The organism is Pseudomonas sp. 32A (assembly GCF_052682255.1).
The window spans coordinates 6,670,229-6,690,613 of sequence record NZ_JBQYLY010000001.1 but is presented as its reverse complement, the minus strand read 5'-3'; the positions used below and the strand labels follow the sequence as shown (position 1 = coordinate 6,690,613).

Sequence of the window (20,385 nt, the reverse complement as noted above, 5' to 3'; positions counted from 1 at the left end):
GATGTTGGGGCCGCTACGCAGCCCAGCGGGAGCAAGCTCCCTCGCCACAGGGGACGCGTCGGTCTGCTGTCAGAATTTGTACGCCTGGCGCCCAATCAGCAGCCATTTGCCTTTCTGCTTCTGCCAGACCTGGAAGTTTTCAATTTCGGTGGGCACCTCGACGCCGCTGTTCACCGCCTGCGCGGAAAAGTGGTTGCGCACCAGGGCGGTGTCGCCATTGAGGGTGATGGTCTGTTTCTGCATTTCCAGGGTCTTGAAACCGCTTCTGCCGGTTTCAATGTCGGCGATAAATTCCTGCTTGTTCTGGACCTTGCCGCTGGAATGGCCGTAGGTGAGGTTGTTCGCGGTGAGGGCCTGCAGTTGCCGGATGTCCTTGTGCAGCATGGCCTGGGTCAGGTGATCGACCGCAACGGCGACATCCTTGTCGGCTGCGGCAGGCGCGGCGGCCGCGTAACCGCTGAACAGGCACAGAAAACCAATCAGAACCTTGACGTTTTGCATGGGTGTTTCCTTGTTGTTGTGGGTACTGGGACGACTCAGGAGCTGCGCTTAAGTCGTCGTACAACCATGCCGTATTTCGTGGTATCAAGGAAAGTGAAATTTATAATCGGCCAATATATATGCGCTATTTGCCGGTCTTAGTCGTCGTATCACTCGTAAAATAACGCTCGGCGCTTCCCGTCGAAATGGCACATGGCTATGCTGTGGCCGGCGACTTCATGGTGTGGATTCGCAACAGCCAGTGAGGACAACAAACATGACACCGGACCAAAAGTACGCGGCGGCCATGGTGCGCCTGGGTTACCAACTCAACGAGTTCAAGATCGGCGGCAACTACACGCCGCTGCTCAGGGATGGCAATCACGTTTACATCAGCGGCCAGATCCCGCGAGTAGGCGACACGATCGTGCTGCCCGGCAAGGTCGGCGAAAGCCTCAGCCTGGCCGATGCACAGATTGCCGCCGGCGTCAGCGCATTGCGTTGCCTGGGCTTGCTCAAGCAGGCACTGGGCTCCCTGGATCAGGTCAAGGCGATCCTCAAGATCAATGTGTACGTGCGCAGCGCGGATGACTTTGACCAGCAAAGCGAAGTGGCCAACGGTGCGTCGGACCTGTTGAACGAGATCCTGGGGGCTGCCGGTTCTCACACGCGCACCTCGGTGGGCGTGCTGCAACTGCCCAAGGGTGCCGCCGTGGAAGTCGACATGATCGCTGTGGCGCAGGGCTGACACCGAGTGATCGCCGACGCTTTTACAGTCCTGATTCACTATGGGATTTATCTGCTGCCAGGGCTGATCCTGTTTGGCCTGTGGTTCGGCCTCACCCCGAAAACAATGCCGGGCGTGCGCATCGTTATTCTGCTGTTGGCGTTCGTGCTGATGCGCGATGCGATGACGCCGCTGGGCATGTGGTCGCTGAGCACTGAGGTGCAGATCCAGTTTACGGCCAACCCCTTCGTGCTGGCTGCGCTCGGCGGCTTGTCCCTTGGGCTGATTGCACTGCTCGCGCGTCTGGCTCCGGAGTTATGGCAACTGACGGTGCTGTTCAAGGGTAATCGCGGTGCAGGCTTGGCAGTGGGGCTGGTGGCCGGCTGTTTGATTGGCTTGCCATTGCGACTGTATCAAGGCATCGAACCGGCGACGATCCCGGCTTACTGGACCTGGCTGATGGGCATGCTGATACTTGCCTACTGCGCCAATGCGCTGGAAGAGGTGTTGTTTCGCGGCTTCTTGCAGGGTTATCTCGAACAGCACGTTACGCCGCTGCGTGCGGCGTGGCTCAGCGGGTTGGCGTTCGCCGCGTGCCATTCATTTCTGGCGTTGAGCGTGACGCAACTGGGCTGGCCAGTGTTGGCCTTTACCCTGATTGAAGGCGTGGCCTGCGGGCTGGTGCGGATGCGCTACGGTGTGGTGGCGGCGACGGCCACCCATGGCACGGCGATCTTGCTGATTGCCGTGCCGATGGTGTGAACCGTCTCAGGCCTGTACATCAACGCCGATTCGGGCCTGGAGCCAGTCTTTGTAGACCGCGATGTTATCGGTCGACTGGTCGCCATTTTTCGCGGTGACAGTCTTGCCGTCCAGGCGCCCGATATCCAGCAGGTACTGAAGACCATTGGCCACATGGGTGGCGTCGCTTTTGCTGAGTGACTGGACATCAGGCAGTGCGACGGCATTGTTTTCATCATCGAAGGTCGCCCAGGAGGGATTGGCCCTGGCGGTGGCAACGGTTTGCGCGGTCGAGCGCACTTGCTCCTGATAGCTGGCTTCCAGCTTGGCCTTGATCTCGGGCGTGGCGTTGGTGACTTCAATCCTCCCGGCCCGCAGGGTGCCGTTTTCCATGGATTGTGTAAAAGCCTTCTGTCCCAGCGCTAACAGACTTGTCGTGCTTCCTATCATGGTGCCGCTCCTTATTGGTAGCAGCAACAGAGCAAAACCCGGGCCATGTGCTGCATGCCTTGTGCGGCGCGGGCTGGGTGGTATTGCCGGGGCAGGGCGCAGGCCAGGAGTTGCCGGGGCTGGCAAAGGGTTGCCACGTCGGCTCGCGCGAGCGCATTTCAGAACGTTGGAAACTAAGTTCAGAATCTCCAGTCTGTAATAGCGTATCGCCACCTCTACAAGGAATTAACATGAAGCTTAAGGTCGTTTTGCTGGGCACGGTTTTGTTGGCTGCGCCGCTTTACCAAGCGGTTGCCGAGACGTGCAGGGCGAACAGTTATGGTGGGTCCGATTGCGAATACGACAATGGCACCTCTTCCAAGAGTCGCGCCAATAGCTACGGTGGGCAAGACACCCAATACAGCGATGGTACTTCCTCCAAGAGCCGCTCCAATAGTTATGGCGGGCAGGATATCCAATACGGCGACGGCACCTCGGCCAAGACCCGTTCCAACAGCTATGGTGGGCAAGACACTCAATACAGCGACGGCACCTCAGCCAAGAGCCGCTCCAATAGCTACGGCGGGCAAGACACCCAATACAGCAACGGCTCCTCCTCCAAGAGCCGCGCCAATAGCTATGGCGGGCAAAATACGACAAATAACTAATGGCCCGCCGCGGCTTTCTACCTCACCAATGACCGCTCATACGCCGCGGTCATCACCTGCCACGTCTGCGCATCCGCCGGAATCAAATGCTCGATGCGCAACGACGTTACCGTGATGTCCTGAGGCATGCCGAAGGTGGTGAAGGTCGACATGAAGTTCAGCTCACCTTCACGGGAGTTGACGCGTGTCAGCACCAGTGGCGGCGGTTCATTGACCAAGGCTTCGGTACTTTGCGGGGCCGGCAGGCTGTCCAGAAGCCTGGCAAGTTCGGGGTTGCCCAACGCCTCGCGCGTCGCCCGTTGCCAGGCGATGGTGCGGATTTCTTCAGCGTTGATCAAATGATCACCCAGGCCGCCAGGCTGTAGCAGGGTGACCAGCAAATTCAGCCCATCAGCCGCCTCCGGTTTGATCCCCACCAGCTCGAACAGCACCTGGGTACTGGCGTTGGCGGCGAGCACTTCCCAGTGGCTGCCCAGCACGATCGCCGGTGCAGGATTGTTCGCGTGGAGCACATGGCTGATTGCCTCGCGAATAGCCTCCATGGAGGGCGAGGAGAGCGGGGTTGCCTCATAACGCGGGGCGAAGCCGGCGGCAAGGAATACGCTGTTGCATTGCTCCAGCGGAACCTCCAGCGCCATCAGCAAATTATGCAAGGTGCCCGGGCTTGGCTTGGCGCGCCCGGTCTCGATGCAGCTCAGGTGGCGTTGGGAAACCCCGGTGATCAGCGCCAGTTCCAGCTGGCTCAATCTGGCGTGCCGACGCAGCACGCGCAGTTGCGTGCCGGCGGTGGTGTCGGGGTTGGCGCGGGGGAAAGGTTGGCTGCTCATGGGTTGACTCTGGCCGTGCGGGTCGGTGGTGTCGATGACCTTTTAGGTCATTGAGAGGGGAACGACGTTATCACTAATGTGCAGCTTCCCGAACCGTTGTCTCCAAGGAGGAGAACATGCGCAGACCCTGGATTGCCCTGGCCGGGCTGTTGGCTTTTGCCCTGTACACATTGATCACGATGCTGATCGCCGATCAATCGCTCATGGCGTTCGGACGTGAATTGATATCGAGGCCGGACACTGCCCAGGTGGTGATTGACTTGTATCTGATGGCGGCCTTGGCGGGCGTATGGATGTACCGGGATGCGCGGGCCAGGGGCAAATCCCTGGCGTCGGTGTTGCCCTACTTACTGGTAACGGCGGTTTTCGTATCCATCGGTCCGCTGCTGTATATCGTGGTCAACGGGTTCCGCGAACCTTCAGGGGGCCGGTGATGGAGGTTTATGCGCTGTGCGTGCTGGTGCTGTTTTTGAAGATGCTGGCGGTCTCCTGTTATCAGGGTTTCTTTCGGCTCAGATTCCGTGCATTCACTAACCACGAGGATGCAGCTTTCTTCCATCGCGATGCGAATCCCCAGGAGTTACCGCAAGTCTCCCGGGCCGAAAAGGCTTGGGCCAATGATCTGGAAAATATTCCGTTGTTCTTCATTTTGGGTGGCCTGTGCCTGGCGATGGAAACGCCAGGCACCGCTACCGCGGGGTAGTTCTGTCTGTTCACCGCTGCCCGTGTGATGCATACGGTGATGTATCTGAGCGGCCGCCAGCCCTGGCGCACCCTCGCTTATGGAGTGGGAGTGCTCTGTTTGTCGGGGCTGGCCGGTCTGCTTGGCGCTGGGCTGATAACAATCAAGGGGTGAGAAAGGCCTGATAGTTGTCCTTGGTGATCTGTTGATAGGGAATGGTCAGCTCCGCCGTGTAGGGCTGCTTCCTGATCATCTTCAGCGCCAGGTCAATCGAGCCGACGGCCTGGCCCTTGTTGTCCTGATAGGCCGTGACTACCAATAGATCTTTTTTGATCGCATCCAGGCCGGCGGGTCCGCCGTCGCTGCCGCCCACCAGGATGTCCTTGCCAGGGTGCATACCGGCCTGGGTAATCGCCATCGCGGCACCGATAGCCATTTCATCGGCATTGGCCGCCACGGCGTCGATTTTCTTGCCCGAGACGATCCAGTTGTTCATCAGGTCCATGGCCTTGCTGCGCTGCCAGTCGGCGCTTTGTTCTTCGACGATATGGATGTTGGGGTAATCCTTCAGTACGTTTTTCACGCCCTGTGTGCGGTTGTGGGTGGCGTTGTTAGAGAGCAAGCCGAGCATGATTGCGAGGTTGCCCTTGCCGTTCATTTTTTCCGCGAGGTAGCGCATCTGAATCTCGCCCGCTTTGATCTCGTCCGAGCCGACATAACCCACCCCGGCCGGTAAGCCGGGGATGTCCGGGCGACGGTTGACGTACACCAGCGGGATACCCGCCTGCTGGGCATTCACAGTCATTTTCTGGGTAGCGGCGGTGTCGACCGCGTTGACGATAATCGCGTCCATGCCTTGGGCAGAAAAGCTCTGCACCTGGTTCAGTTGGCGCACCACATCGCCTTGGGCGTCTTCGAATTGCAGGGTCACGTCGGTGAGGTCCCTGGCGTGGGCCGCCATGTAGTCACGCATCTGGGCGAGGAACACATCGTCCACCTGGGCGATGCTGACGCCGATGCGTGTCTCGGCGAGGGCGAGCGGGGTAACGATGAGGGTCAGGAGCAAGGTCAGCAGCTGTTTTTTCATGGTTTCAGTCCGTTTTTTGTTGTTTTGGAAGATGTTGAAAACATTCCTCAGCCTTGGCGTTTGGCGCGTAGTTGCGCAACGTGTTCGGCAAAGGTCTCGTAGGGCCAGCGTTCGTTCAGTGCCTGCAACATCAGTTGCTGCCCGGTTTGCGGAGCCAGGCCCTGTAAGGGTGGGTCGGTATCCAGATTGGTGGGAAAGGAATAGCCATCGGCGGTGCAGGCGATCACCGCGTGCAGCGCCTCGTCATCCATGACGTTGTCCGCCAGGCGCTCCAACAGGCAAGGGTAGAGCGCCTGCATCATCCGGTCGCGGTCCACAGCCTCCATCGTTTTGCCGAACGCCGAGGAGATTTGCAGCAGGTTGGCCATGCGCTGGCGGTCCGGTGTGCGATTGGTGCCAGCGGCGTGAAACAGGGCCGGGTTGAAGAACAGCAGGTCACCTTTGTTCAGCGGCAATTGCACTGCATGCTGCTGGAAGTACTCGATGAATTCAGTGCGCCTCCAGGCCAGGTAGCCCAGCGGGTATTGCTGGGAAAACGGCAGCAGTTGGGTCGGGCCGGTTTCCAGGGGCATGTCGCTATGGGCCACGGCCCCTTGCAGCGTGAGGTATTGGGACAGCGTGTGCAGGGGCAACGGAAAGCGCTCCACCACGTCGATGGTCTGGAATCCCAGGTGATAATCACGGTGCGGTTGCTGGGCTTGGCCACCGGGGTGCACCACGTTGACCTGGGCCGTGACTTGGTAGCCTGGGCCGAGCCAGGCTTGTGCGATCAACCCCAGCAGTGGGTTGGCGTAATATTCGACAAAGGATGCCGGTGACTGTAGTGCCGCCTTCTGTAATGAGTTCCAGATACGTCCGTTACTGCCGGCCTTGGCGAAGTGGTCGGCGGCCACACCTTGTGCAGCCTCTTGGGCAAAGATCGCTTCGAATACCTGGCTGTGACGGTCCACCACGTCCAAGTCGGCATAGCCCTGACGCACCACCATCACTCCCGGCCCCTGGCTGAACAGGCGATGCAGTTCGTCCAGCACGGCGTGATGATCGCCGTTGCGCAGTGCCTGGGCTTGATAGATCGGGATGTTGCTGCACACTTCGGCGCAGTGCGGGTAGTCCTCGGCAGCCGCCTGCTGGGCACAGATCGAGTGAAAATCTTCCAGTTGCACTGCGTCGGCGCTGACAAAGGCAGGCATCACGCACCCTCCACCAGGCTCAGGGCCTGATCGGGGCGTGGGGTGCCGCCGTCGCCACAGCCGATGACGCCTTGCTCCAGGTCGATCACCGTGCCGGTCATCATTCCCGACTCGCGTGACAATAGAAATGCCACGCTCTGGGCCACCTCTTCAGGTTTGAGCAGGCGGCCGAAGGGCTGCGCGGCTTCGGCGGCCTCCAACCAGCCATCCCCGGCACCGTGGTAGTGCCGCTGGATTTCATCCTCGTGAGGTGTGTCCATCCAGCCGATGTTCAAGCCGTTGACCCGAATCCGGTTGCGCAGGGCGCTGAACGCCACGTTTTTGGTCAGAATCGCGAGAGCGCCCTTGGACGCCGCGTAGGCACTCAAGAACGATTGCCCGCCGTGGCCGGTGACACTCTGGATATTGACCACTGCACCTTCAACCCTCTGGCTGATCATCAGCTTCAAGGCTTCCTGCATCAGGAAAAACGGCGCCCTCACATTGACCGCAAACAGTCGGTCAAACAGTTCGGGGGAGGTGTCGAGAATGGTGCCGCGATCCGACATCCCGGCGCAGTTGATCAGCCCGTGGAGGGTGCCGAAGTGGGCACGGGCCGCCTCGATCACGTCGCGGCAGTCGCCGATCTGTTCCAGGTCCGCCTGGACAAACACCGCGCGGCAATCGAGCGCTGCCAACTGCCGTACTTGCTCCTGGCCCAGGTCCGGGCGGCGTCCGCAGATGATCAGGCCGGCAGCACCGCGCCGCGCGAGGGTATGGGCGACGGCAGCACCCAACCCCTGGGTGCTGCCGGTGACGACAAAGTATTGGCCTTTGAAGGTATGGCTGAGGTCGGTTGAAGGCATCGGGGTCTCCTGGGTTTTTGTTGTTTTGAAGGCCGGGCTCGACGCCGGGCAAAACTGAGACTAGCATTGCGGTCACCTCAATGAGTCTCAAAAAGACCTCAAAAAAACCTCAGGTTCAACGGCATGCTCGAACGCGCTAAACAGTTTTCCATCAAGCAACTGGCCACCCAGGCGGGCGTCAGCAAGGCGACGGTCGATCGCGCCTTGCATGAGCGCGGCAGCGTGCACGCCCAAACCCGACGGCGTATCGAACAGGCTCTGGATGAGCTGGAATCCCAGGAAAAAAATGGCTTGGCAGTAGGCCGGACCTTTCATGTCGATGTGATCATGCACACGCCCAAGCGCTTCAGTGCGGCGGTGCAGGCCGCCATCACCGCCCAACTGGGCAGCCTGGCACCGTTTCGTATCGCCCCGCGGTTTCATTTGTTCGAAGAAATCGAGCCTCAGGCGATGCACGACCAATTGCTGCGCTGCCTCGAGACCGGCAGCCAGGGTGTGGTGCTCAAGGCCGCGGACGAGCCGGCGGTGAATCTGGCGGTCAAGCACCTGGCGGCCGCAGGTATTCCGGTGGTGACCCTGGTCACCGATCTGCCCCACAGCGAGCGCATCGGCTACGTAGGCATGGATAACCGCACCGCCGGACAAACCGCCGCGTACCTTCTGTCCCGCTGGCTGTCACCCCAACCCCAGGAGGTGGCGGTGGTGATTGGCAGTGAATTGTTCCGGGGCGAGGAAGAACGCGAAATGGGTTTTCGCATGTGGCTGCGCGGCCGTGCGACGCACCTGCGGGTACTGGATATCAGCGGTGGGTACGGCGTGTATGACCGAACGTTTGCCCGGGTCACCGATGCGTTGAAGCAGCATCCCGAACTGAAGGCGGTGTACAGCGTCGGCGGTGGCAACCGCGCAATTGTCGACGCCTTCGCGGCTCTGGATCGCCCGTTGGACGTGTTTATTGCTCACGACCTCGACGAAGAGAATCGCCAGCTGTTGGCTGAAGAAAAAGTCGCCGCGATTATCGATCACAACCTGCAGATCGATGCGCGCCATGTGTTCCTGCACATCCTGCAATTTCATCGGCTGTGGAAGGCTGGGCCGATTGCGCCGTCACAGGTACAGATCGTCACACCGTTCAACCTGCCGGACTGAATCTCCAAACCCAATAACAATCCCAGGAGTTCGACCATGCTACGTATCGCTGTCCTTGGTGCAGGGCGCATCGCCAACATTCACGCGGCCAATGTCGCGGCCCATCCTGATGCCACTCTGGTGGTGGTCGCCGACCCCTGGCGGGAGGGCGTCGATGGCTTGGCTGCGCAGCTGGGTTGCGAGGCGGCCTATGACTGCGCAGCAGTGCTAAGTCGGGACGATATCGACGCGGTGGTGATTGGCACACCCACCGACACTCATATCGATTTGCTGCTGGCGGCCGTGTCCCAGGGCAAGGCCGTGCTGTGCGAGAAGCCCATTGACCTGAATTTCGCCAAGGCGCGGGCGGCGGCGCAAGCTGTGGAGCGCGAGGGCGGCAAAGTAATGCTGGGCTTCAACCGCCGCTTCGATCCCGACACGCTGCGCCTGCGCCAGGCCATCGACGCGGGGCAAATTGGTGCTGTGCGGCAGGTGATCATCACCAGCCGTGACCCGGGGTTGGCGCCACGGGATTACCTGGCACATTCCGGCGGCATCCTGCGGGACATGACCATTCATGACTTCGACATGGCGCGGCACCTGCTGGGTGAAGAGCCCATCGAAGTCAGCGCGATAGCCAGCCGGCTGGTAGACCCGAGCCTGGCGCAGATTGACGACTTCGACAGCGTGATGGTGCTACTGCGCACCGCATCCGGGAAACAGTGCCATATCAACTGCTGTCGGGAGGCGGTCTACGGGTATGACCAGCGACTTGAGGTGTCCGGGGCCAATGGGGTGTTGCTCACGGATAACCATCGCCCCAGCACCTTGCGCCATTGGAACCACGAGCACACCGAGGCGTTGGAGCCGTTGCAGCGTTTCTTCCTGGAACGTTATGCGGAGGCCTACCGCAATGAGTTGGGGCAGTTTATCCAGGCGCTGAGCGCGGGGCGCGCGCTGCCCACCAACATGCGCGATGGGCTGTATGCGTTGCACTTGGCTGACTGTGCGCTGGAGTCCATCAAGACTGGGCGAATGGTTGAGGTCAATTACGCTATTTAAAGTGTTGCCGGAGCGGGCATGCTCGCTCCGGCAGTTTGCGCGTTAGATTTTTGCCAATGCCTGCGCCAGATCCGCCCGCAAGTCTTCCACGTCCTCAACCCCCACCGACAACCGCACCAACCCGTCACCAATCCCCAACTGCGCCCGCGTCGCTGCCGGAATGCTCGCATGGGTCATGATCGCCGGGTGCTCGATCAAACTTTCAACGCCCCCCAGGCTTTCAGCCAACGCAAAGATCTTCACGTTTTCCAGGAAGCGTGTCGCACCCGCCAGGTCACTTTTCAGGTCCACCGAGATCATCCCGCCAAACCCGCGCATCTGCCGGCGTGCCAGCTCATGCTGCGGATGCGATGCCAGGCCGGGGTAGTAAACCCGTGCCACCTGCGGCTGTTGCTCCAGCCATGTCGCCAGTTCCAGCGCGTTGCTGCAATGACGCTCCATGCGCAGCGCCAATGTCTTCACGCCGCGCAGGGTCAGGAACGCGTCAAACGGCCCGGCAATCGCACCCACGGAGTTTTGCAGGAAGCCCACGCGTTCGGCCAGTTCAGGATTCTGGCCCACCACGGCAATGCCGCCGATTACATCGGAGTGGCCGTTGAGGTACTTGGTGGTGGAGTGCACCACGATGTCGAAACCCAACTCCAGCGGGCGCTGGATCCATGGACTGGCGAAGGTGTTGTCGGCCACGCAGATTATGCCCCGGGCCTTGCAGATGCGGGAGATGGCGCTGAGGTCGGTCAGGCTCAGCAGCGGGTTGCTCGGGGTTTCGACCCAGACCATCCGCGTGTCGTCCTGCAACGCGGCTTCGAAAGCCGACAGGTCGGTCAGGTCGACGAAGCTGAAACGATGCCCGGCGCTGCGTTGGCGCACTTTGTCGAACAGGCGGAAGGTGCCGCCGTACAAGTCATTGCCGGAGACCACGTGGGAACCGGCGTCGAGCAGTTCCAGCACGGTGGAAATCGCCGCCAGCCCGGAGGCGAACGCGAAGGCCTGGGTGCCGCCTTCCAGGTCGGCCACGCAGCGTTCCAGGGCGAAGCGCGTCGGGTTGTGGGAGCGCCCGTAGTCGAAGCCTTTGTGAACGCCGGGGCTTTCCTGCAGGTAGGTGGAGTTGGCGTAGATCGGCGGCATCAGCGCCCCGGTGGTCGGGTCGGGGGATTGCCCGGCATGGATCACGCGGGTGGCGAAGGCGCTTTTATCGTGCTGGGTCATGCAAGGGATCTCCGTAAGTGATTAAGCAGGTCGACGCGGGTGATCAGGCCGTAAAAGCCCGATGCGTCAGCAATGATTGCCACCAGTCCGCGATCCAGCTCGGCCTGCAATTGCGCAAGGCTGGCGCTGGGCGCAAGGGTGTGAAGGGCGTTGGTCATGGCGCTGGCCACGGTCATGGAAAAGTGCGCGGCGTTCTGATGCAGGCCGAGCAGTACGTCCGACTCGTCGAGCACCCCCACCAGTTTCTGGCCGTCCACCAGCACCGGTAATTGCGACACGTCCGCCAGGCGCATGCGCTGGAAGGCGGTGAGCAGGCTGTCGTCGGGGCCGACGCTGATCACTCGGCCGTCCTCGAAACGGCGGGCGATCAGGTCGCGCAGGTCGCCGTAGTGTTTGTATTGCAGCAGGCCGGCGTCGTTCATCCATTGGTCGTTGTAGACCTTCGACAGGTAGCGCGTACCGGTGTCGCAGACGAAGGTGACGACGCGCTTGGGCTCGGTCTGTTCGCGGCAATAGCGCAGGGCGGCGGCGAGCAGGGTGCCGGTTGAAGAACCGCCGAGAATGCCTTCGGCCCGCAGCAGTTGGCGGGCGTGGTCGAAGCTTTCTTCGTCGCTGATGGAATAGGCGTGGCGCACGCTGGAGAGGTCGGCGATCGAAGGGATGAAGTCTTCGCCGATACCTTCCACGGCCCACGAGCCGGGTTCGGTCATGGTGCCGCTGCGGCTGTACTCAGCCATTACCGAGCCGACCGGATCGGCCAGCACCATGGCCAGGTCGGGTTGCACGCGCTTGAAGAAACGGGTCAGGCCGGTGAGGGTGCCGGCCGAGCCGACGCCGACCACAATGGCATCGAGGTCATGTTGGGTCTGGGCCCAGATTTCCGGCGCAGTGCTGGTCTCGTGGGCCAGGGGATTGGCCGGGTTGTTGAACTGGTCGGCGAAGAACGAATCGGGAATGTCCTTGGCCAGCCGTGCCGCCACGTCCTGGTAATACTCGGGGTGGCCTTTGCCGACGTCGGAGCGGGTGATGTGCACCTCGGCGCCCATGGCTTTGAGGTGCAAGACTTTTTCGGTGGACATCTTGTCCGGCACCACCAACACCACCCGGTAACCTTTGGCGCGACCCACCAGGGCCAGGCCGAGGCCGGTATTGCCGGCGGTGGCTTCGATAATGGTGCCACCGGGGCGCAGGCGGCCGTCGCGTTCGGCGGCGTCGATCATGGCCAGGCCGATGCGGTCCTTGATCGAGCCGCCGGGGTTCTGGGATTCAAGCTTGAGGAACAGCGTGCACGGGCCGGTATCGAAGCGGCTGACCCGCACCAGCGGGGTGTTGCCGATCAGTTCGAGCACAGCGGGGCGGGAAGCGGTGGGCATGTCTTCACCTGACTACGGAAAGGGCGTATGGGATGGACAGCAGTTTTTAAAGCATGGTTTCGAACATAGGCCGGTATCGACCCGCTCGCAACCGCGCGGCCGCCTGAATGTCTTTTTTTGGCGCATTGCTGCTTCATCACGGAGCACGGTTGAGGGCGGCCAATCCGCCGGTTTTCTGCCAGCGCCACGTATTCATTGGCTTGCAGCGGATTGGCCCAGTGCTTGCTAAAAAAATCCAAACTTGGATACAAGATGGAATCCTCAATGCGCAACGAACAACTCGGCTGGACCCTTGGTGAATGGCAGACCGCTTACCGCAGCCAGGCGCTGACCCCCGACATCCTGTTGACCCTGGCGGGCACGTTTCCCGCCGAGGACAACGCCTGGATCAGCCGGGTGCAGCCGCAGCAACTGCGTGACCAGTTGACGCAACTGGCCGAGCGGCTTGCGGCGGTCGGCGGCGATATCGACAAGTTGCCGTTGTATGGCGTGCCGTTTGCCATCAAGGACAACATCGATGCGGCGGGTTGGGAGACCACGGCGGCGTGTCCGGAGTTTGCCTATACGGCCAAGGCGGATGCCTCCGTGGTCGCCCGGTTGCAGGCCGCCGGGGCGATCCTGATGGGTAAGACCAACCTGGATCAGTTCGCCACTGGCCTGGTGGGTACGCGTTCGCCCTACGGCGCGGTGGGTAACAGCTTCAACCCGGACTATGTCAGCGGCGGCTCCAGCTCAGGTTCGGCTTCGGTGGTTGCGCGAGGCCTGGTCGCGTTTTCCCTGGGCACCGACACCGCCGGTTCCGGGCGGGTACCGGCGGGCTTCAACAATATCGTCGGGTTGAAGCCGACCAAGGGGCGGCTATCCAACACCGGGTTGGTACCGGCCTGTCGCACCGTGGACTGTATTTCGGTGTTTGCGCTGACGGTTGAAGATGCCGAGACGGTTGCAGGCGTCGCTGCTGCTTACGACGCCAGCGACGCCTATTCACGTATCAATCCCAACACCGCGCCGGTAGCGGTCGGGGCTACGATCAAACTGGCGGTGCCGGCCAGCCTGGAGTTTTATGGCGACACGCAGAATCAGACGGTGTTTGAACAGGCGCTGCGCAGGTTCCAGTCCCTTGGGGCCGAGATCACAGCGGTGGATTTCAGCCCGTTCCAGCAACTGGCCGAGCAGCTTTATTACGGGTCCTGGGTCGCGGAGCGCACGGTGGCACTGGAAGGCATGCTCGCCAGCAACGCCGAAGCGATCAACCCGGTGGTGCGTGGCATCGTGGAAAACGGCCTCAAGTACAGCGCCTGCGATGCCTATAAAGCCGAATACCTGCGCGCCGAACTGAGCCGCCGCATCAACGACAGTCTGGCCGGTTTCGACGCCTTGCTGGTGCCGACCTCACCGACGATCCGTACCCTGGCAGAAATGGCCGTGGAGCCGGTGCTCTACAACTCGCAGTTTGGCTTCTACACCAACTTCACCAACCTGGCCGACCTCTCGGCGCTGGCCGTGCCTGCCGGGCTGCGCAGCGATGGCCTGCCGTGCGGCATCACCCTGATTGCGCCTGCCTGGCACGACGCCGCCTTGGTGCATCTGGGCAAGCGCTGGCAGGCCGGCCTCGGTTTGCCGCTGGGCGCCACCGAACGCCACCTGCCACAACCGGGACCCGCACGACAGGCTCCGGGCAGCGTGCTGGTAGCGGTGGTGGGCGCGCACCTCACCGGGATGCCATTGAACTTCCAGTTGACCAGCCGCAACGCCGTGCTGGTGGAGCAAACCCTGACGGCGAGCCACTACCGCTTGCATGCGCTGCCTGGCACGGTTCCGCCCAAGCCTGGGCTGGTCAAGGACGATTCGGGCAGTGCGATCATCGTCGAGCTGTGGGACATGCCCATCGCTCGCTTTGGCGAGTTCGTCGCGGAGATTCCCGCGCCGCTGGGCATCGGCAACCTGACCCTGGCGGATGGGCGCAGTGTAAAGGGGTTTATCTGCGAGCCCTGGGCCCTGGCAGGCGCTACCGACATCACCGAATTCGGCGGCTGGCGCGCCTACATGGCGAGCAGGAAATAGCCATGCAGCTCTCGACCATGAGAAAGCCCAACGAACGGCCGGACAGCCTGGCGGAACGGGTTTACCAGCAGTTGAAGGACGACATCTTCGACTTTCGTTTGTTACCGGGTGACCGCTTCAGTGAGGGTGACGTGGCCGAGCGCATGCAGGCCAGCCGCACGCCGGTGCGCCAGGCGCTGTATCGGTTGGAGCGGGAAGGGTACCTGGAGGTGTTTTTCAGGAGTGGCTGGCAGGTGCGGCCGTTCGACTTCAACTATTTCGAAGAGCTTTACGACGTTCGGATCGTGCTGGAGTTGGCCGCCGTCAGCCGCTTGTGTGGCATGGCTGAGCAGGGCCTTGAAGGGCTTGAGGCGATTTGGCGGGTGGACGAAAGTGCCCGGCTGGATGACGCCCAGGTCGTCTCGGCGCTGGATGAGGCGTTTCACTGCGGGCTGGTGCAGGCCACGGGCAACGCGGAAATGGCGCGCATGCATTACGAGGTTACCGAGAAAATTCGCATCATCCGGCGGCTGGATTTCACTCAGCATGCGCGTATTGCAGCGACCTATGAGGAGCACGGAAGCATCCTCGATGCGATCCTGCGACGGCAAAGCGATCAGGCGCAGCAACTGCTCAAGACTCACATTGAGGAGAGCAAGCGGGAGGTGCGCAAGATCACGTTGCATCGGTTGGCGGTGGCGAGAGGATAAGCAGCCCGTGCCCTGTGGTGAGGGAGCAAGCTCCCTCACCACAGGTTATTCCCGCGCGGCTAATACGTGTTGCAACCGGCTTTCCAGCGCCTCACTCGCCTTCAACATCGGCGGCCGCAACTCACTGTCGATCAACCCTTCCATCGCCAGCGCTGCCTTCACCGGCGCCGGATTGGGCTCCACGAACATCGTGTGGATCAACGGCAGCAACCCGAAAAACGTCTCACGAGCCGCCAGCAACTGGTGATCGCGAACCTGCCGATGCAGCGTCACAAAATCCTCGGTCCGCACATGCGCCGACGCGGCAATCGCCCCGGTCGCTCCCAGGCACAGCGCGTTGAATATCTGCACATCCTCGCCACACAACACATCAACCTTCCCGCTGGCCAACAACGCCAGTGTGTTGGCCAGGTTCCCGCCGCAATCCTTGATCGCGACGATTCGTTCATGGGCAACGATGTTCAGCAGCGTCGCCTGTTCGAAGGCAATGCCGGTGCGATAGGGGATGTCATACAGAATGATCGGCACACTGGACGCATCGGCCACGGTGCGGAAGAACGCCTCAAGGCCCGCCTGGGACGGGCGGATGTAGCTCGGCGGCGGCACCAGCAAGCCGGCCACAGGGCGCTTCAGGATTTCGGCCTGGAACTGCAACAGCTCAATCTGGTTATACCCTGCCAGGCCCATCACTACCTGCTGTGGCGGTACGAGTTCCAGGACGGCATCCAGCATCGTCAACTGCTCCTGGCGGCTCAGCGAGGCGGCTTCGCCGGTGGTGGTACAGACCATGATCCCGGCCACGCCTTTTTCCAGCAGATGGCAGACCAGGCGGCGCAAGCCAATGAAGTCGATGGCGCCGTTATGAAACGGTGTTACGACGGGAACCCAGATACCTTGAAACGATGACATGCGCTTTCTCCTGATGGTTGACCGATTTCGTCACCGTCAGAAGGGCAGAGGGAAGTAAGCAAGAGGAGGGGGGCCTTCGCGCTCAATGTCCTGTCAGCTCATCTGACGGGACAGCGCGCCCCGGTCACATGAGCGACTGTTTCTTCGATTTGAGGGCGTGCGCAACGCAACCTTGCGCCTTGGCATTCAAGCCAATGACGGAAAAGTTGAAGGTCGTTGCAGACATTGAGGACACACCCTGAAGAAGACGCTCATCTTTATGGATTATTACAGGGTGTGTCAACTCACAGCGATCAGTCGCGGTTCAACCCGTGGCGTACGAAACGCACCGTTGGGGTTAACGCGGGGAGCGTGCCAGGACGCGAGCGCATTCTTGTCGGTAGCGGTACTACACTGCAAGTCCGAACCTCCACGCTGGAGAACACTCATGCTCAGCAAGAACACGGTGTGCCTTTGGTACGACGGCAGTGCACTGGACGCTGCCAACTTCTACGCCAAGACCTTCCCGGACAGTGCGGTGACCGCAGTCCATCACGCGCCCGGGGATTATCCGGCGGGCAAGCAGGGCGATGTGTTGACCGTGGAATTCACGGTCATGGGCATTCCTTGCCTTGGCCTGAACGGCGGCTCTGGCGTGCAGCACAACGAGGCGTTCTCGTTCCAGGTGGCCACCGATGACCAGGCGGAAACCGATCGCCTGTGGCACGCAATTGTCAGCCATGGCGGCCAGGAAAATGTCTGCGGCTGGTGTCAGGATAAATGGGGCGTGCGGTGGCAGATTACCCCGAGGGTGCTGAGCGCGGCGATCACCCATCCCGACCCTGCAGCGGCCAAGCGGGCGTTTGACGCGATGATGGGAATGACCAAGATCGATGTCGCGGGGATTGAGGCGGCGCTTAAAGGTTGACGCGCCGATTGAGTCAATCAGCGCTCACCGCAGTCCGGTCCACCAGGCGAATACGGTTGCGTCCACCACGCTTGGATTCATAAAGCGCTGCGTCGCCTTGCTCGATCAAGGCGGCAAGGCTCGCGGGCGGTGTGTCGAACAGGCTGGCGCCGATGCTCAATGTCACCGCCTCGGGCGTGGCGAACGCCTGTGAGGCGGCCTGATGAAACTCTTCACGCAGGGCGCTGCCCAGCTCGACAATGCGCGCGTTCGAGGTGTTGTTGAGCAGGATCACGAACTCATCGCCGCCCAACCGCGCCGCCAGCGAATCATCGGGCAACTGCGCGCGGATCATCTCGCTCAGCGCCACCAGCAGCCGGTCGCCTGCGGTATGACCGTACAGGTCGTTGATCAGCTTGAAATTGTCGATGTCGATCAACAGCAGGGCACCTGGCCGGGCCTGCGAGACCTTGCTCAGCAGGCTTGGTGCTCGCACTTCAAGGGCGCGGCGGTTGTACAACGCCGTCAACGGATCGCGGGCGGCCAATCGTGCAATCTGTTCCTCACGGCGATAGCGCTCGGTGCCGGTCATCGACAATGCAATCAGCATGATCGCCATGGCGCCTTCCACCAGCGACACCTGAATAATCTCGCCACGAAACGCCGTCAGGTCGATCAGCGTACCCGGCACGATCGCCACCAGCGACTTGGCCAGATAAAACAGCCCGTGGGCCAGCAGCACATAACGCAGCTGCACCGCCCCCACGCTGAGTGACCGGCCATGGGGCCGCAGCAGGAAACTGGCCCGCAGGGTCGGCAGAGCAACCAGCAGCGAGTTGGCCAGCAGCATGGCCTTGGACCACGACTGTCCTTCCGGCAACAGCAGCATGGCAAACCAGGCCACGAAAATCAGGTACCAGGCGCGAGACAGGCGCACTTGGGTGAACCGCGCGACGCCCAGCAAAAACAGCCAATGAGCGGTGATCAGCAACCCGTTGGCGAACCAGATGCCGATCAACACCAGGCCGCTGGCCCGCAACAGTGCCAGGGTGCTGCCCACGCTGATGATGGCGAAACCTGCGGTCCAGTACAGCAGCGACGGTTCGCGAACATTGCGCCACTCGACCGCCAGGTACAGCGCGGCGGCGCCTGCCAGGGCGATGGTGAGGACCAGTATGGTGATGGGGTCGAGCGCCATGGGCGAGCTGGCCTGCCTGAGTTGCGGTGAGACGGCGATTGTAAGCGTTTTGGCAGGTTTTTCGCAGGACTCAGGCTCTGCGCGCCATCAGCAGCACTGTCGCCGCTGCAGACAACAATCCGGCGCAGCAGCGGTTGAAAATCCGCTTGCCCCGAGGCTGCGCGAACCAGCGGCGCATATGCAAACCCATGTAGGCGTAGGCGCTGATGGCGATCCATTCCAGGGCCAGGAACATCGCCCCCAGCAGGGCGAATTGCGGTGTGATCGGCTGTGCCGGGTCGACGAATTGCGGCAGGAAGGCGGTAAAAATCAGGATCGCCTTGGGATTGCCGGCGGCCACCAGGAACTCCTGTCTTGCCAATGCCCACAAACCGGCCTTGGGCGCTGTCGACTCAGCCTCCGCTTGCGGGTTGGCCCGCCACAGTTGATACGCCAGATAAAACAGATACGCCGCCCCCAGGATCTTGATCCCGTAGAACAGCAATTCGGAAGTTTGCAGCACCACCGCCAGCCCGGCTGACGCAAGGGCGATCATCCCGGCGAAGGCCAGCAAGCGCCCGACGCCCGCCAGGCACGAAGTACGGTAGCCGTAGCGGGTGGAGTTGCTTACGGACAGCAGGTTGTTCGGGCCGGGCGCCATGTTCAGGGCGAAGCAGGCCGGGAGGAAGAGGGTGAGGGTGGCGAGGTCCATGAGGGCTCCGGCGGGCGTTGGCAGGTGAGGCCACGAGGATAAGGGATGTGAGGCGGTTGAACAATTTGCGCTAATGGGTAGAACCGATGGCGCTCTGCCCATGTCTGTGAGTCGCGGATAAATAGATCGTTACCCGTGACGCTCATTCGTTAATATGCCCGGCATGCCAATCGGGTAAAGGAAGTTGGGGTGAAGCACGAAGCGCTTTTCCCGGAATTAAACATGGAGTAGGCAGGGAATGGAATATCCTTCATTTGAAAACAAATCAAAGAAAAGAACCTTGTTGTTGGTGGTGTGTCTGGTATTTGGAGCATGGATTGCTTATATGCTCTGGGCCGCTCGTATTGGAATGCGAACGGTTTTAATGTCATCGATTCCCGAGTGGACGACCTATATAGTCATTGCTTGTCTGATTGGACTCTTTTTTGCTGCAAGGGCTACCTACTATCGTCCGGCTGTAAGAAACCCGAACCGTGTTGGAGAATCTTTTTTTGGTGGTTTTTGCCTGGGTCTGATTTTGTCCTTACACAGTTATGACGTCGTTACGTACCTGTTGCCCGGCGACATTGTTCAGTATGCGTCACCTTACGAGCTGGATACTCCGGGGCCCTACGTTGGAAAGTTCAGTCGTTGTGAGGCGGGTCTGCGGATTAAGGATTTAAAGACTGAGCGCTGGGTTGAGCTTTGTACCACTCAGTCGGAATTTAACGATCAAAGAAAGAAAGGCATGAATGCAGTGTGGGTGACTGCTCATTCAAACAAGATAGGTTCTTATATCGAGGCGTATGAATTTATTTATAAATAAATCATGTTGCCTGGGTGTTTAGGTAGATCCGACCGTGGTGCCAGCGTCGCTGATGAGCTACTGGCACCGCGGAATTTGTGGATCAACGCTTCATGGCATCACACTCGGCACGCAAGTTACTGTCGCCGATATTGGCACAGCTTTGGCCATCGACTTTGGCTTTGCAGTAGGCACGTTGATCGTTGTCACTGATGTTGCTGCAACTTTGACCATCCATTTCCGCCTTGCAACTTGCCCGGAGGTCGTTGTCGCTGATATTGGCGCAGCTTTGGCCATCGACTTTGGCTTTGCAGTAGGCGCGTTGATCGTTGTCACTGATGTTGCTGCAACTTTGACCATCCATTTCCGCCTTGCAACTTGCCCGGAGGTCGTTGTCGCTGATATTGGCGCAGCTTTGGCCGTCGACTTTGGCTTTGCAGTAGGCGCGTTGATCGTTGTCACTGATGTTGTTGCAATCGGCATATGCATAGCCACTCAACATCAATAACATTGCAATGATGACTCTCATCACTCTCTCCCTGTTTTGTCAGGAAATGGCCTGACGCTGACTGATCCAAAATATCTCGCTCTTGTGAAGAGCTATCAAATTGACATCATTCTTTTGATAAGTTCCATGGTGGGAGTAGTACGCCGCAAAAAAAGATGCATTGCCCGAGGATCTTGGTCGTGTAGAACCACATAAAGTTCTAGGCACC

At 60.5% G+C, this 20,385-nt stretch carries 22 protein-coding genes and 1 pseudogene; 12 read left to right on the top strand and 11 right to left on the bottom strand.

Going from position 1 to position 20,385, the window contains the following annotated elements; translation table 11 throughout:
• Positions 1 to 69: 69 nt before the first annotated feature.
• Positions 70 to 501, bottom strand: coding sequence for a nuclear transport factor 2 family protein (locus ACUN0G_RS30660; protein ID WP_445575207.1), 432 nt, complete (start codon positions 499 to 501; stop codon positions 70 to 72).
• Positions 502 to 757: 256 nt separating this feature from the next.
• Here ACUN0G_RS30660 and ACUN0G_RS30655 point away from each other — a divergent pair, with 256 nt between their 5' ends.
• Entirely contained in the window at positions 758 to 1,228 is a 471-nt protein-coding gene (locus ACUN0G_RS30655; protein WP_017475185.1) for a RidA family protein, read from the top strand.
• 6 nt (positions 1,229 to 1,234) lie between these two features.
• Positions 1,235 to 1,969 carry a CPBP family glutamic-type intramembrane protease gene (locus ACUN0G_RS30650; protein ID WP_421524836.1) on the top strand — a complete coding sequence of 245 codons (735 nt, stop codon included), beginning with the start codon at positions 1,235 to 1,237 and terminating at the stop codon, positions 1,967 to 1,969.
• A gap of 6 nt (positions 1,970 to 1,975) precedes the next feature.
• On the opposite strand, the gene ACUN0G_RS30645 is transcribed toward ACUN0G_RS30650, so the two are convergent.
• Entirely contained in the window at positions 1,976 to 2,341 is a 366-nt protein-coding gene (locus tag ACUN0G_RS30645; RefSeq protein WP_445575206.1) for a hypothetical protein, read from the bottom strand.
• Positions 2,342 to 2,628: 287 nt separating this feature from the next.
• Here ACUN0G_RS30645 and ACUN0G_RS30640 point away from each other — a divergent pair, with 287 nt between their 5' ends.
• Positions 2,629 to 3,045, top strand: a complete 417-nt coding sequence (locus tag ACUN0G_RS30640) for a hypothetical protein (RefSeq protein WP_003215097.1) — start codon at positions 2,629 to 2,631, stop codon at positions 3,043 to 3,045.
• A 17-nt stretch (positions 3,046 to 3,062) separates the two neighbouring features.
• Here ACUN0G_RS30640 and ACUN0G_RS30635 read toward each other — a convergent pair whose 3' ends face one another.
• Complete coding sequence (locus ACUN0G_RS30635) at positions 3,063 to 3,872, bottom strand: helix-turn-helix domain-containing protein (protein WP_026077691.1); 810 nt, start codon at positions 3,870 to 3,872, stop codon at positions 3,063 to 3,065.
• Between the two features lie 116 nt (positions 3,873 to 3,988).
• On the opposite strand from ACUN0G_RS30635, the gene ACUN0G_RS30630 reads away from it, so the two are divergent.
• Together ACUN0G_RS30630 and ACUN0G_RS30625 are read left to right on the top strand one after the other, a co-directional pair.
• Positions 3,989 to 4,306 carry a DUF2834 domain-containing protein gene (locus ACUN0G_RS30630; protein ID WP_421524833.1) on the top strand — a complete coding sequence of 106 codons (318 nt, stop codon included), beginning with the start codon at positions 3,989 to 3,991 and terminating at the stop codon, positions 4,304 to 4,306.
• Positions 4,306 to 4,728: pseudogene (locus ACUN0G_RS30625) on the top strand (MAPEG family protein). Before ACUN0G_RS30630 ends, ACUN0G_RS30625 begins: the two are co-directional and overlap by 1 nt.
• On the opposite strand, the gene ACUN0G_RS30620 reads toward ACUN0G_RS30625, so the two are convergent.
• From ACUN0G_RS30620 to ACUN0G_RS30610, 3 genes are read right to left on the bottom strand one after another with little or no spacing between them, the layout of a single operon-like run.
• A complete protein-coding gene (locus ACUN0G_RS30620) occupies positions 4,718 to 5,641 on the bottom strand; it encodes a sugar ABC transporter substrate-binding protein (RefSeq protein ID WP_008436286.1) in 924 nt (307 codons plus the stop codon). The pseudogene ACUN0G_RS30625 and the gene ACUN0G_RS30620 overlap by 11 nt on opposite strands.
• 47 nt (positions 5,642 to 5,688) lie before the next feature.
• Complete coding sequence (locus ACUN0G_RS30615; RefSeq protein WP_445575205.1) at positions 5,689 to 6,831, bottom strand: phytanoyl-CoA dioxygenase family protein; 1,143 nt, start codon at positions 6,829 to 6,831, stop codon at positions 5,689 to 5,691.
• Positions 6,831 to 7,676 (bottom strand): SDR family oxidoreductase, encoded by an 846-nt coding sequence (locus tag ACUN0G_RS30610; protein WP_445575204.1) that lies wholly within the window; start codon positions 7,674 to 7,676, stop codon positions 6,831 to 6,833. The genes ACUN0G_RS30615 and ACUN0G_RS30610 overlap by 1 nt, the downstream gene beginning before the upstream one ends.
• Positions 7,677 to 7,799: 123 nt before the next feature.
• Between ACUN0G_RS30610 and ACUN0G_RS30605 the strand changes: the two genes are divergently transcribed.
• Positions 7,800 to 8,825, top strand: a complete 1,026-nt coding sequence (locus tag ACUN0G_RS30605; protein ID WP_445575203.1) for a LacI family DNA-binding transcriptional regulator — start codon at positions 7,800 to 7,802, stop codon at positions 8,823 to 8,825.
• Positions 8,826 to 8,861: 36 nt separating this feature from the next.
• On the top strand, positions 8,862 to 9,866 hold the full coding sequence (iolG, locus tag ACUN0G_RS30600; RefSeq protein ID WP_177035573.1) for an inositol 2-dehydrogenase: 1,005 nt from the start codon (positions 8,862 to 8,864) through the stop codon (positions 9,864 to 9,866).
• Between the two features lie 42 nt (positions 9,867 to 9,908).
• Here the strand turns inward: iolG and ACUN0G_RS30595 are convergent, their stop codons facing one another.
• Positions 9,909 to 11,075 (bottom strand): cystathionine gamma-synthase, encoded by a 1,167-nt coding sequence (locus ACUN0G_RS30595; RefSeq protein ID WP_063029674.1) that lies wholly within the window; start codon positions 11,073 to 11,075, stop codon positions 9,909 to 9,911.
• Positions 11,072 to 12,448: a cystathionine beta-synthase gene (locus tag ACUN0G_RS30590; RefSeq protein WP_258345381.1), complete on the bottom strand. Its 1,377-nt coding sequence runs from the start codon at positions 12,446 to 12,448 to the stop codon at positions 11,072 to 11,074. Before ACUN0G_RS30590 ends, ACUN0G_RS30595 begins: the two co-directional genes overlap by 4 nt.
• 264 nt (positions 12,449 to 12,712) lie before the next feature.
• Here ACUN0G_RS30590 and atzF point away from each other — a divergent pair, with 264 nt between their 5' ends.
• Positions 12,713 to 14,512 carry an allophanate hydrolase gene (atzF, locus tag ACUN0G_RS30585; RefSeq protein WP_445575202.1) on the top strand — a complete coding sequence of 600 codons (1,800 nt, stop codon included), beginning with the start codon at positions 12,713 to 12,715 and terminating at the stop codon, positions 14,510 to 14,512.
• Between the two features lie 2 nt (positions 14,513 to 14,514).
• Positions 14,515 to 15,201 (top strand): GntR family transcriptional regulator, encoded by a 687-nt coding sequence (locus tag ACUN0G_RS30580; protein ID WP_445575201.1) that lies wholly within the window; start codon positions 14,515 to 14,517, stop codon positions 15,199 to 15,201.
• Between the two features lie 45 nt (positions 15,202 to 15,246).
• On the opposite strand, the gene dapA is transcribed toward ACUN0G_RS30580, so the two are convergent.
• Entirely contained in the window at positions 15,247 to 16,110 is an 864-nt protein-coding gene (gene dapA, locus ACUN0G_RS30575; RefSeq protein ID WP_445575200.1) for a 4-hydroxy-tetrahydrodipicolinate synthase, read from the bottom strand.
• 427 nt (positions 16,111 to 16,537) lie between these two features.
• On the opposite strand from dapA, the gene ACUN0G_RS30570 reads away from it, so the two are divergent.
• A complete protein-coding gene (locus tag ACUN0G_RS30570; protein ID WP_167664720.1) occupies positions 16,538 to 17,017 on the top strand; it encodes a VOC family protein in 480 nt (159 codons plus the stop codon).
• Positions 17,018 to 17,030: 13 nt separating this feature from the next.
• On the opposite strand, the gene ACUN0G_RS30565 is transcribed toward ACUN0G_RS30570, so the two are convergent.
• Together ACUN0G_RS30565 and ACUN0G_RS30560 are read right to left on the bottom strand one after the other, a co-directional pair.
• A complete protein-coding gene (locus ACUN0G_RS30565; RefSeq protein WP_258345387.1) occupies positions 17,031 to 18,194 on the bottom strand; it encodes a GGDEF domain-containing protein in 1,164 nt (387 codons plus the stop codon).
• A gap of 70 nt (positions 18,195 to 18,264) precedes the next feature.
• Positions 18,265 to 18,885 carry a LysE family translocator gene (locus ACUN0G_RS30560; RefSeq protein WP_258345388.1) on the bottom strand — a complete coding sequence of 207 codons (621 nt, stop codon included), beginning with the start codon at positions 18,883 to 18,885 and terminating at the stop codon, positions 18,265 to 18,267.
• 238 nt (positions 18,886 to 19,123) lie between these two features.
• Between ACUN0G_RS30560 and ACUN0G_RS30555 the strand changes: the two genes are divergently transcribed.
• Positions 19,124 to 19,690, top strand: a complete 567-nt coding sequence (locus ACUN0G_RS30555) for a hypothetical protein (RefSeq protein ID WP_445575199.1) — start codon at positions 19,124 to 19,126, stop codon at positions 19,688 to 19,690.
• A 52-nt stretch (positions 19,691 to 19,742) separates the two neighbouring features.
• The gene (locus ACUN0G_RS30550) at positions 19,743 to 20,177 is read left to right on the top strand and encodes a hypothetical protein (protein ID WP_421524824.1); all 435 of its coding nucleotides are present in this window, start codon (positions 19,743 to 19,745) and stop codon (positions 20,175 to 20,177) included.
• Positions 20,178 to 20,385 lie beyond the last annotated feature (208 nt).